Origin of the sequence: Streptococcus sp. 29887 (assembly GCF_032595075.1) — a bacterium.
Taxonomy (GTDB): domain Bacteria; phylum Bacillota; class Bacilli; order Lactobacillales; family Streptococcaceae; genus Streptococcus; species Streptococcus iners.
Window position 1 is genome coordinate 1 of sequence record NZ_CP118736.1, and the last position, 10,787, is coordinate 10,787.

General features: G+C 40.0%; 15 protein-coding genes. All 15 read left to right on the forward strand.

What is annotated here, in order from left to right:
- The 15 genes from PW252_RS11205 (at position 1) to PW252_RS11275 (ending at position 10,499) form a co-directional block, all read left to right on the forward strand.
- Positions 1-300, forward strand: coding sequence for a hypothetical protein (locus PW252_RS11205; protein ID WP_105156088.1), 300 nt, complete (start codon positions 1-3; stop codon positions 298-300).
- Between the two features lie 3 nt (positions 301-303).
- Complete coding sequence (locus tag PW252_RS11210) at positions 304-2,382, forward strand: DnaB-like helicase C-terminal domain-containing protein (RefSeq protein ID WP_248051669.1); 2,079 nt, start codon at positions 304-306, stop codon at positions 2,380-2,382.
- Between the two features lie 12 nt (positions 2,383-2,394).
- Complete coding sequence (locus tag PW252_RS11215) at positions 2,395-2,928, forward strand: hypothetical protein (RefSeq protein ID WP_248051667.1); 534 nt, start codon at positions 2,395-2,397, stop codon at positions 2,926-2,928.
- Between the two features lie 169 nt (positions 2,929-3,097).
- Complete coding sequence (locus PW252_RS11220) at positions 3,098-4,042, forward strand: tyrosine-type recombinase/integrase (protein WP_024402555.1); 945 nt, start codon at positions 3,098-3,100, stop codon at positions 4,040-4,042.
- Positions 4,043-4,097: 55 nt separating this feature from the next.
- Positions 4,098-4,862 carry a ParA family protein gene (locus tag PW252_RS11225; protein WP_248051682.1) on the forward strand — a complete coding sequence of 255 codons (765 nt, stop codon included), beginning with the start codon at positions 4,098-4,100 and terminating at the stop codon, positions 4,860-4,862.
- A 14-nt stretch (positions 4,863-4,876) separates the two neighbouring features.
- Entirely contained in the window at positions 4,877-5,131 is a 255-nt protein-coding gene (locus PW252_RS11230; RefSeq protein WP_248051681.1) for a hypothetical protein, read from the forward strand.
- A gap of 185 nt (positions 5,132-5,316) precedes the next feature.
- Entirely contained in the window at positions 5,317-5,499 is a 183-nt protein-coding gene (locus PW252_RS11235; RefSeq protein ID WP_248051679.1) for a helix-turn-helix domain-containing protein, read from the forward strand.
- A gap of 97 nt (positions 5,500-5,596) precedes the next feature.
- Positions 5,597-5,854, forward strand: coding sequence for a hypothetical protein (locus tag PW252_RS11240; RefSeq protein ID WP_248051678.1), 258 nt, complete (start codon positions 5,597-5,599; stop codon positions 5,852-5,854).
- Positions 5,835-6,386 (forward strand): helix-turn-helix domain-containing protein, encoded by a 552-nt coding sequence (locus PW252_RS11245; RefSeq protein ID WP_105156092.1) that lies wholly within the window; start codon positions 5,835-5,837, stop codon positions 6,384-6,386. Before PW252_RS11240 ends, PW252_RS11245 begins: the two co-directional genes overlap by 20 nt.
- 2 nt (positions 6,387-6,388) lie before the next feature.
- Positions 6,389-7,849 carry a hypothetical protein gene (locus tag PW252_RS11250; protein ID WP_316716865.1) on the forward strand — a complete coding sequence of 487 codons (1,461 nt, stop codon included), beginning with the start codon at positions 6,389-6,391 and terminating at the stop codon, positions 7,847-7,849.
- The gene (locus PW252_RS11255) at positions 7,842-8,927 is read left to right on the forward strand and encodes a RepB family plasmid replication initiator protein (protein ID WP_248051672.1); all 1,086 of its coding nucleotides are present in this window, start codon (positions 7,842-7,844) and stop codon (positions 8,925-8,927) included. The genes PW252_RS11250 and PW252_RS11255 overlap by 8 nt, the downstream gene beginning before the upstream one ends.
- Positions 8,928-9,063: 136 nt before the next feature.
- On the forward strand, positions 9,064-9,351 hold the full coding sequence (gene relB, locus PW252_RS11260; protein ID WP_105156095.1) for a type II toxin-antitoxin system RelB/ParD family antitoxin: 288 nt from the start codon (positions 9,064-9,066) through the stop codon (positions 9,349-9,351).
- Positions 9,341-9,688, forward strand: a complete 348-nt coding sequence (locus PW252_RS11265; RefSeq protein WP_024402546.1) for a type II toxin-antitoxin system RelE/ParE family toxin — start codon at positions 9,341-9,343, stop codon at positions 9,686-9,688. The genes relB and PW252_RS11265 overlap by 11 nt, the downstream gene beginning before the upstream one ends.
- A 281-nt stretch (positions 9,689-9,969) precedes the next feature.
- The gene (locus PW252_RS11270) at positions 9,970-10,137 is read left to right on the forward strand and encodes a hypothetical protein (protein WP_162841234.1); all 168 of its coding nucleotides are present in this window, start codon (positions 9,970-9,972) and stop codon (positions 10,135-10,137) included.
- 119 nt (positions 10,138-10,256) lie between these two features.
- Positions 10,257-10,499 (forward strand): hypothetical protein, encoded by a 243-nt coding sequence (locus tag PW252_RS11275; RefSeq protein ID WP_316716866.1) that lies wholly within the window; start codon positions 10,257-10,259, stop codon positions 10,497-10,499.
- Positions 10,500-10,787: the final 288 nt, after the last annotated feature.

Sequence of the window (10,787 nt, forward strand, 5' to 3'; positions counted from 1 at the left end):
ATGACGAATGAAGAATACATTAAAGCTAGTGAGGCGTTTTTTATCCGTTATTCTGAACACAGGGCAGAGTTAGCACTAGCAGAGGGGAAAACAGACCCAGAGACGCTAATACAGTCACTAGCGAACGCAGAGACGACCATAGCAAACCTATTAAGGGTATTAAACCAGATAGGTATACCGTATTACAATAACAACACCTTACAGCCTAATATAAAAAAACTAATAAAAGTATTAGACGTAGACGGTATTTATAGCGATATTTTCAAGCCTAGCAACAACCCGCTAGATGATGAGGGGTAAAACATGAATAGACAGACAGCAACAGAAGCAGTAAAAGAGCGCTTAACAGAGTACGTAGAAAGCATTACAGATCATAGTAGGAAAGGGAATAAAAAAGCCTATGTTTGCCCGCTTTGTGGTAGCGGTACAGGAAGAAATGCTACAGGAGCTTTTACGATAACCCCAGACGGTAATAGCTGGAAATGCTTTGCATGCGACAAAGGCGGAGACACACTAGACCTAATAGGCTACGTAGAGGGCATAGATGACTATAACAGCAAACTTACACGAGCAGGAGAGTTATTTAATATGACTATAGACGCACCCGCTAGAGAGTACCAAAACCAAGATAAAACCGCACAAAATACAGATACACATAACAGTATACACACACCAACAAGCGGGAACTATCTTGCATTTTACAAACAAGCTAATGACAACATACAGGCTACTAACTACCCCGAAAAACGAGGGCTAAGCAAGGCGATATTAGACCGCTTTAAAATTGGCTACGTAGAAAATTGGAAACACCCAAACGCCCCAGAAAACGTAACAGGGAGCCCCCGTTTAATTATTCCCGTAACGCAGACAAGCTACTTAGCGAGAGACACCCGCGACAATATACCAGACTATCAAAAGCAATACGCAAAAACAAAGGTAGGCGGGAGCGATATTTTTAACGGCAGGGCTTTTATAGATGATCTGGATAAACCTATTTTTATCGTAGAAGGAGAAATAGACGCGCTTAGCATTATGGAAGTAGGCGGGGTAGCTGTAGCGTTAGGGAGTACCAGCAACGCTAAGAAGCTAGCAGGAATGGTTAGAGATAAGCAACTAGAGCGCCCTTTAATTCTAGCGCTAGACAACGACAGCAGAGGCAGGAAGACACAAGCGGAACTAGAGGGGCTTTTACAGGCACAAAAGACACCATACACTATAGCGGTGCTTACAGAAGGCGCAGTAAAAGATCCTAATGAAATGCTTGTAAAGAATAAAGAAGTCTTTACGGCGCGTGTTGAAGACGCTATTAAGAATGCTAGAGACGACAAAGAGAAGTATTTAGAGACATCAACAGATAACTACATACAGGACTTTCTAAACGGTATTGCAGACAGCGTAAACACCCCTAGCATTTCTACAGGCTTTCCTATTCTGGATAAATGTTTAGACGGCGGTTTTTATGAAGGGCTTTATATTGTGGGGGCTATTTCATCTTTAGGTAAAACTACCCTAGTTACCCAGATAGCAGACCAAGTAGCAAGTAGAGGGCATGACGTACTTATTTTTAGCTTAGAAATGGCTAGAGCTGAAATTATGGCTAAAAGTATTAGCCGTCATACTGTTATGGAAGTATTGCAAACAGGCGGGGAAATGAAGAACGCTAAAACAGTCAGAGGTATCACAGCGGGGAATAGGTACGAAAAGTACAACAGCACAGAAAGAGAGCTTATTAAAAACGCGGTGCAGACTTACAGCGGTTATGCCAAACACATCTACATAACAGAGGGCGTAGGAGATTTAGGAGTAAACCAAATCAGAGCGACAGTAGAAAAGCATACGCGTTATACAGGTAACACCCCCTTAGTTATCGTAGACTATTTACAAATACTAGCACCCGCGAACGAGAGAGCGACAGACAAGCAAAACACAGACAAGGCAGTCATGGAGTTAAAACGAATAAGCAGGGACTTTAAAACGCCCGTTATAGGTATCTCTAGTTTTAACCGCGACAATTACAATAACGCTGTTAGCATGCAAGCCTTTAAAGAAAGCGGGGCTATAGAATACTCTAGCGACATACTTATAGGGCTACAGCTCAAAGGAGCAGGGCAGAAAGATTTTGACGCAACAGAGGCGAAAAGCAAAAGCCCCCGCGAGATTGAATTAGTGATCCTGAAAAACCGTAACGGAAAAACAGGGGATAAAGTGCCGTTTGAGTTTTACCCTATGTTTAATTATTTTGTCGAAAACGACGCGCCAAAGTATATACAAGCGGAAAGCGATAGCGAGACAGACAAACATCAAGCAATCACTGAAGAGTACGAAGTTATACCCGTAGAAGGTAGCGACCTAGTAGAGATAAGGCGAAAAGAGAGTGAGTAGGAGCGTGCTTACATGGAGTTAGATTTTAGCAAAATAGACAGCATAGGAAGCCCTAAGAAACCCGCAGACACGTCTATAACAACAGACTATAGCGAACTACCCAGAGCGCCTAAAAAGCCCGCAGAAAGCAAACCAGAGGCGCAGAGCTTACAGAGAAAAGCAGACCATAGAAAACAACAGCTAGCAATAAGCGCGGACGTGTTAAAAGAGTATCAAGCAAATAAAAGGCTAACGACAAGCATAGTAGCTGAAATTAACCACGGCTTACAGCAGGGGCAGGACATATACGACCTATTTTTAAAGGCTGTAGAGGGCTTAGCATTAACCACCAACGACCCCGATTTAATGACGCGTAGCAAAGAGGCTATACAGTCAGTTTACGGCGTAGGGCTTAGGAAACCACGCGCAGTAGAGATAGAGAAACAAGAGACGCAGAAACGCCTAAAACGGCTCATAGAGAGCTTGGAAGAGGCTAGCGATATATCAGACCAGTTAAGGCTAAAAAGAGCGATACAAGCGCACCAGAAGCGCCTAGACAGTCTATAGATCATTACAGAAGCACCTAGTAAAATGGGTGCTTTTATTATGTAGTATTATGTTTTTATGATATACTCATATATGAAAATAAACACTTGATAAGAGAAGGAAAAGGCGGTATAATAGATACAGATAAGTATATACACACAACAGTATACACATAGAAGGGTAAAAAGCTATGAACGAATTACAAGCAGTAGGATATAGGGGGCAAGAGTTAGCTGTTACAACCGCTATAACCTATGATACATTTGAAAGATTTATTAGCTATTTAGACGCTAGCCCCAAGACAATAGAGACATACACAAAAGCCCTAAGGCAGTTTTTTAACTATATAGGCGTACATGGTATTAGAAAACCGCAGAGGGAAGACGTACTAGCCTTTAGGGACGACTTGAAGGCGAGCGGGTTAAAACCTACGACCGTACAAAACTACATCACAGCTACCAGAATATTCTTTAAATGGACAGCACAAGAAGGACTATACCCAAACATTGCCGAACATGTTAAAGGGGCTAAGTTAGACAAAAACCACAAAAAAGACTACCTAACAAGCAGGCAGGCTAAAGAGGTGCTAGCAGGAGTGCAAACAGACAGCGAGGAAGGGCTAAGAAACTACGCTATACTTTCTTTAATGGTTACAGGGGGGCTACGCACTATAGAAGTATCAAGAGCTGACGTAGAAGACCTAAGAACAGTAGGGGAAAGCACTGTATTATATATCCAAGGTAAAGGGCGCGAGGAAAAAACCGAGTATATCAAGATTAGCGCACCAGTAGAAAAAGCTATTAGATCATACCTAAAAGCGCGTGAGAACGTAGAAGAAGGGCAACCGCTGTTTACAAGCACTAGCAATAATAGCAAAGGTAAGCGAATTACTACACGTACTGTTAGCGGGGTGGTAAAAACCGCCCTAAGAAACGCAGGGTATGACAGCGCGAGGTTAACAGCTCACAGCCTACGGCATACAGCAATAACACTAGCTTTACTTGCAGGGCGTGAAATAACAGAGGTGCAACAGTTTGCTAGGCACGCTAATTTAAATACAACTATGATTTATAACCACGCACTAGATCAAGCTAAAAATGGCTGTAGTGACGCTATTTCAAGTGCTATATTTTAAACATACAGATATTACTATACACACAAACACATACACAACATAAAAGGGGTTAACAATGAAAGTTATAACTGTTATCAATCAGAAAGGCGGGGTAGGTAAAAGCACAACCGCCCTAGCTTTAGGGCATGGCTTACAAGCTAAAAAGTATAGCGTGCTGTTTATTGATCTGGACGCACAAGGGAATATTAGTTACACACTTAACGGGAATACAGACGGCTATAACACGCTAGGCATTTTACAGAGGCCAGAAACAGCCCCGCAGGAGATACAACACACAGAGCTAGGGGACATTATACCAAGCACACCCGCACTAAGTGGGGCAGACAGTATTTTAACATCAACAGGAAAAGAGTATAAACTGAAAGAGGCGCTAGAGTTTGTTAGCAAGTCTAATAATTATGATTACATAGTCATAGACACCCCGCCAGCGTTAGGAATATTGACTATCAACGCTTTAACCGCTAGCGACTTTGCTATTATACCCGCACAAGCTGACATATACAGCTTACAGGGTATTTCACAGCTTAACAGCACTATCCAAGTGGTGCAAAAGTACACTAACCCAGCTTTAAAAGTGCTAGGTATCGTATTAACTAGATATAACGCACGCTCAACGCTCACTAAAGAACTTACAGACCTATTAGAGAACACAGCAGGGCAATTAGATACAAAAGTGTTTAAAACCCGTATACGCGAAAATATAGCCGTTAAAGAAGCGCAGGCAATCAAGCAAAATCTTTACACATACGCACCAAAGAGCAACGCTAGCAAAGACTATACAGCGCTAGTAGAAGAAATAGAAACAGACATTATTTTTTAAAGGAGTATGATCACATGGCTAAGAAAGACTTTTCAAGCATAGCTAACCCCGCTTTACAATTTATCAGTACCCAAGACGCTGAACAACCGAAGAAAGAGACAGCCCCAGAGGGTTACAAAGTAAACCCCGCGTACATAGAAAAGAAAAGCAGGCGGTTACAGTTGCTAATGCAACCTAGTCTATATGATCTACTGAAAACACGCGCAGTAGAAGAAGGAACTAGCGTAAATAACTTGATACACGAATTACTAGAGGAGGCAGTGAAATAATGGAAAATTTAAAAACGTTTTTGATAATCGGCGGTATTTCTGCATTTGCTATGTTTTTGTTTGCGTTTTATGTAATGCATATGCCGTTTAATTTAGCGCTTTTCTTGGCGTCGATAATACCTATTACTATGTTAGTTGTATGGTTCCTTTCAAAATATCACGAACTAAAGAACAGGAAGTAAGAAATGGCAAATTTAAACACATACACCCTAGAAGAAGTAGAAGGCATTTTAAAAGTTACACGCAGGACAATTTACAACTACATAAAAAACGGGGACTTAAAAGCCGTAAAAATGGGTAAGTATTGGCGAGTAAGCGAAACAAATTTACAAGACTTTATAGAACACGGCACAAAGAAAAAAGGCTAGGTAAAAGCATTTATAACTAGCTAGCTGAAATATTTCTATTTCTGGAAATTAGTATTAGCGGAAGTAGAAACACACCAAAAATAAGGAGTAGATTAACATGGCGAATAGCAGAAAAGAAAAAAGTGAAGTAGTGAAAAATACAGATTTGGGAGCGCTAATTTTATTTTTTATAGTTATAGGGGTCGGAACACTAGCTTACTTTGCCCCTGAACTTGGGGACAGATGGACAAAGGTATTAGAAATAGTGGGCGCACCGTTTTCTTTAGGTTTAGGATTTTTTGCCTTTGAAAAAGCTAGCGATATGATTATTGAATACAGAAAGAATGTGGGGACAAATGAAGAGCCAAGAGACTAAAACAGAGTTTATAGCCCTACGAGCGCAGGGGAAAACATTTGAATACATAGCCAAAGAGTTAAATATTAGTAAGTCAACTTGTAGCGCGTGGGAAAAAGAATTAAAGACAGCTATAGCAGACTTAAAGCAGGAGCAACTAAACGAGTTATACGACACGTACTACATGACTAAAGAAGCCCGCATTAAGAAGCTAGGAGACATACTAGATAGAATAGACAATACATTGGATCAGGCAGACCTTGCAGAAGTGCCTTTAGAGAAGTTGCTAGACTTTAAATTAAAATATACCGAGGCTTTAAAAGCTGAATACGTGCATACGAGCGCTGTAACAGATTTTAGTGAACAAATGACCGCGCAAGACATTTTAAAAGCGCTAGGGAGCTTGCTAGAGCGCGTACAACGTGGGGAAGTATCACAAGAACAGGCTAATAGAGAAAGCACCATACTAGCAAACCTATTAAAAGCATTTGACGCTGTAGAGTTGCAGGCGCAGTTAGACGAGTTAAGGGCAACGCTGAATAGGAGAGGATAAAAATGGTAAATAGACTGGATAGCCTTATCAGAAATAAAAAACTGACAGGGGCAGAAGTTGGGCGGTTAGTCCTATCCAACGTTATACATATCTACGCTAGAGCCTTAGCGGGGGAAAAAGACCCTAAACCCCTTTTTTCACAGGCTAGCCTTGATAACATGGTAAGCGAAATAGAAGGCTCACATAGCATATCTATATTTAACCGCTATATCGCTTTAGGGCAATGGTTAGAAAAAGAAGGGGTTAGGGCTACAGGATACTACTATTCTTTTCAGTCTGCTATACGTGGCTATATGTTGCCTATTAAAGCAAGCTATACAGCAGAACAATACCTAGCAGACGTAAACGCCCGCCCCTTGGTTATGACGCAGGAAGAATACGATAAAGAAGTATCGGACGCTTTAACTGACTTTTTAAAAAGTCATGGCGATTTAACTTTAGGAGAGCTAATAGACAGCGCTTTAGAACGCCTTTATTTTGAATATAAAGAACACCCAAAAAAACAAACAACTTTTAAAAAAGAGTTGGATAAATTAGCGAAAATACACGCTTCAGAAGAGATTATAAAACACTTTAACCAGCTTTTAGGGGAAGAAGAATATAGCGAAGGCGTGACGCTTGCCGACTTAATCGAAGACGGCTTAGAAGAAGGTTTTTTCTTTCCTTACGCTTTTGATTTGTGGGTTACTGACAATTTAGAGGATAAAGAGATAAAAGACCGTGACAAAAAATTCCTAAAAAAACACTATGGCGATATTATACAGGTAGCATTATCTAAAATAGGGGAAGAAATACCTAAAATTAGCGATTTTAAAGATTTTAGCGAAACTGTTATTAGCGCAGAAAAAGCCTATAAAATAGATTTGGTCGGTTTTAAAGAAACCGCAAAAGGGGCTAGCATGGTAGACCATGACATAACAAGGCGCGGGGTTCTGATAAAGTCAGAAAAACATAAGCCAATTTTTGGGAACTTTTTCGAGGTTGGGCTTATGGATCTTGTCGCTGAAAATGACAACCTAGAAAACCTTATAGCAGATAAAGAAAAACAGGCTATTTTAAACTACCAACGGAAACAGATTAAAGACGCTTATATCCGTTTATTAGCTTTTAATACCGTTGTAGATGTTTTAGCTAACAACCTTAATATAAAAGACTTTGCAACACTCAAAGAACAAGAGCGAGGGACTATAGAGTTAATCAACGCAGTTAATGGAACCTTAGAAATCTTTAAAGAGTTTTTACAAAATCAAAGCATTGTTACATGGACGGATAACCTAGAAGCTAAACTAGAGCTTTTTAATGGCTGTTTAAAACCTATTGACCTTGATAAATTGAAAATACCAGAAGATAGAATAACAGCGTTAAATAGTATTTTAGACAATGACTTAGAAGCATTTGACAACAAAAAACACCCAAATTTAGACATCATAGAAGAACTGATAGAGGGGGTAGGCAATGAATAAAAAAGAAACCCCTAAAACGTTTGATTTATTAACACGTAGTATAGATCCCAGATTAGACATCACAACAGGGCTACACGTTGAAGAAATAGAAGCCCCTATCTTTGCCCCTATGCTTAATGGAACAGTTACTAACACACTTGCTACAATTGGGCGTAATGCAGTACCTACCAGAATTAACCCGCTTGCAAATAACGAGGCTACTATAGAAAATGGGGACGTTAAGGTTTTTATAGAGAAATACTCAGACAAGAAAAGCCTTAAAGTTGGGGTAGTGAAGCTACTAGACTTTTTAACGGTGGGTTTAGCCAAAATCAACCACTACAGGGACAAAGATATAGCTAACTTACAAAATACCGTTACATTTTCTATAGATGATTATATGGGGTATTTGGGAGTAGCTAACCCAAATAGTAAGAGCACCCGCGATCAAATAAGAAGACGTTTAAAAGATGAATTAGACACGCTTTACAGCATATCTTTTAAGTGGAAAGAAAAGAGTAGGGATAAAGTGGAAGACTATGCTAAAATGCGACTTTGTGAAGCACAGGGAATAAAACGAGGCGTAGCCTCATTTACATTTACTACTAGCATGGCTTACTATTTAAACCAGTCTTACATTATGCAGTACCCGTTAGACCTACTAGCTATTAGCGAGCGTAACCCTAACGCTTACCCTATAGCCCGTAAATTAGCGCTACACCACAGCATAGACAACAACCACAAAAAAGGCACTTCTAACATTATAAGCGTTGCTAAGTTGCTTGAAAGCACCCCAGAAATACCAACAATAACCGAAGTTATGGGAACTGATAGAGCATGGGGCAGACGTATAAAAAACGCCTTAGAGAAGGCGCTAGACGCTATAGACGGGGTTATTAGTTGGGAATACAGCAACAGTAAAGGCGTACCACTGACAGAGAAACAGTTAGCAATGGCAGACTATGAAACATTTAGCAAGCTATACATAAAGTTTGACATACTAGGCGCACCAGATCCAACACAGCGGATTGAAGCTAAAAAAGCCAAAACTACAGCACGTAGGAAAGCGAAAAAGACAGATACAAAAAAAGAGGAGTAGCCTAACAGCTACCCTTTTTTATTGGATATACATTTATCAGTATACACATATACAATCTATACAAGAATGCGCGTGACTATACGCGACTATACAGATATATTTTAAAGTGGTATAATATCAGAAAGGAGGTGCTACTATGCACGTTTTAGAAAAAAATACGCAGGTTAACTTTAAAACCAACAGCGAACTATTAGAGAAAGCTAAAGCGATTATCACAGCCCAAAACCTTGACATGACCGCTAGCTTTAATTTGTTTTTAGAAAATATCGTAGAAAATAAAGCCCTACCATTTGAGACTGACACCGATAAAGAACGGGCTGAATTACTTGCAGGCTTACGGGCTGAAATTGCTAAGAGCTTTGACGATTTAGAAAATGGGCGAGTATATAACGCTAACGAAGTGAGGGCTAACCTTGGTATCTGACAACAAAAACTATAGCCTTATTATTCCTGAAACCGTACAAGATCAACTAAAGGCGATAAAAAACTATATTGAGACTACTTACTTTTCAGAACAGGCAGGGGCTAACACCGTTAATAATATCCTTTACGGTTTAGAGCGTCTGGAGCTTTTCCCAGAAGCAGGATTTAACGCAGATGAAAGAGTAGGGGAAACCATTTACCCGCCCTATAATACCCGTTGCATTGTTTTAGGGGACTACCTAGCTTTCTATCACATTTTAGAGGATAAAAAAGCCGTGTTTGTTTCTGATATTATCCATAGCAAACAAGACTACATTAGACTATTTAAGAAAAAATAAACGCCTTAAAAAAGGGCGTTTTTATTGTATCAAGCTAAAATACAGTAAAGTACAGTAGAATATAGTAGCTGTAGCCCCCAAAATAAGCGCTGTAGGACGTTTTACGAGCGGTACGCCATTTATACCAGAGTACACAAAAACACGCGCAGAGAGCCAAAAATGGACGTTTTCAGACATTATTAGGGGGCGTTTTTTGTAAAATTTTATAAAAAAGGGTTGAAATTATGGCTGTACTGTTATATAATATAGGTACAGCCGATATATAGAAAAGAGGTGAAGAAATGGCTGAACGAGGTAGACCTAAAAGCGACAACCCCAAAAGCAGGCGTATTACTGTTAAAGTTACTGAAAGCGAGTTTAGCAGGGTAGAAGAAGTAGCCACTAAAAAGGGGCTTACTAAGTCTGAGGCAATGCTACGAGGTATAGAACTTTTAGACGCTGAAAAATAAAAAAAGCCCGTCCCGACGTCTGGAAAACAAAGGACAAGGCACACACGAAAAGAAACCTTTTCTGAAATCTATTCTATCAGAAACGGCTTTCTTTGTCACACAACAAAGGAGCTTTTTATATGGCACAAACTCAAAAAGAACTTAGAAACGCTTTACGAACATACAAGGCACGTAACGGCTTAACGTGGGCGCAGGTAGCAACATTGTTAGACGTCGCCCAAGATACCGCTAAAAAGTACAGCATGGGAAAAGGCGCTATCCCAGAACACATAGCAACCCGCCTAGCCTTGCTGATAGAAGACGAAAACAAGCCTTTAAAAACAGGGGCTATTATCGTAAAGATTTTAGCCCGATTTTTATAAAAAAGCATATAATGCGAACAGCAAAAGCATATAATGCGAACAGCAAAAGCATATAATGCGAACAGCAAAAGCATATAATGCGAACAGCAAGCGATTTTGTAAACCCTTGATATTACTGACTTTCTAAGGGGTCAAAATTTTCAATACTATTAAAACTATTAAGACTATTAAGAGCACACGCCCGCAACTCTAGCGAGCGGGCGAATGCTATAATAAAACCAGTAAAAAGAAGCGGGGCGGGGGTGCCTATCTTTTTAAAGGCTAAAAAGAACAAAGGAGCTAAAAGTT

Coding starts and splice junctions, on each gene's coding strand:
- PW252_RS11255 (WP_248051672.1), top strand. CDS start 7,842: ATGAATAAAAAAGAAACCCCTAAAACGTTTGATTTATTAACACGTAGT.
- PW252_RS11240 (WP_248051678.1), top strand. CDS start 5,597: ATGGCGAATAGCAGAAAAGAAAAAAGTGAAGTAGTGAAAAATACAGAT.
- PW252_RS11275 (WP_316716866.1), top strand. CDS start 10,257: ATGGCACAAACTCAAAAAGAACTTAGAAACGCTTTACGAACATACAAG.
- PW252_RS11225 (WP_248051682.1), top strand. CDS start 4,098: ATGAAAGTTATAACTGTTATCAATCAGAAAGGCGGGGTAGGTAAAAGC.
- PW252_RS11215 (WP_248051667.1), top strand. CDS start 2,395: ATGGAGTTAGATTTTAGCAAAATAGACAGCATAGGAAGCCCTAAGAAA.
- PW252_RS11220 (WP_024402555.1), top strand. CDS start 3,098: ATGAACGAATTACAAGCAGTAGGATATAGGGGGCAAGAGTTAGCTGTT.
- relB (WP_105156095.1), top strand. CDS start 9,064: ATGCACGTTTTAGAAAAAAATACGCAGGTTAACTTTAAAACCAACAGC.
- PW252_RS11205 (WP_105156088.1), top strand. CDS start 1: ATGACGAATGAAGAATACATTAAAGCTAGTGAGGCGTTTTTTATCCGT.
- PW252_RS11250 (WP_316716865.1), top strand. CDS start 6,389: ATGGTAAATAGACTGGATAGCCTTATCAGAAATAAAAAACTGACAGGG.
- PW252_RS11245 (WP_105156092.1), top strand. CDS start 5,835: ATGAAGAGCCAAGAGACTAAAACAGAGTTTATAGCCCTACGAGCGCAG.
- PW252_RS11230 (WP_248051681.1), top strand. CDS start 4,877: ATGGCTAAGAAAGACTTTTCAAGCATAGCTAACCCCGCTTTACAATTT.
- PW252_RS11270 (WP_162841234.1), top strand. CDS start 9,970: ATGGCTGAACGAGGTAGACCTAAAAGCGACAACCCCAAAAGCAGGCGT.
- PW252_RS11210 (WP_248051669.1), top strand. CDS start 304: ATGAATAGACAGACAGCAACAGAAGCAGTAAAAGAGCGCTTAACAGAG.
- PW252_RS11235 (WP_248051679.1), top strand. CDS start 5,317: ATGGCAAATTTAAACACATACACCCTAGAAGAAGTAGAAGGCATTTTA.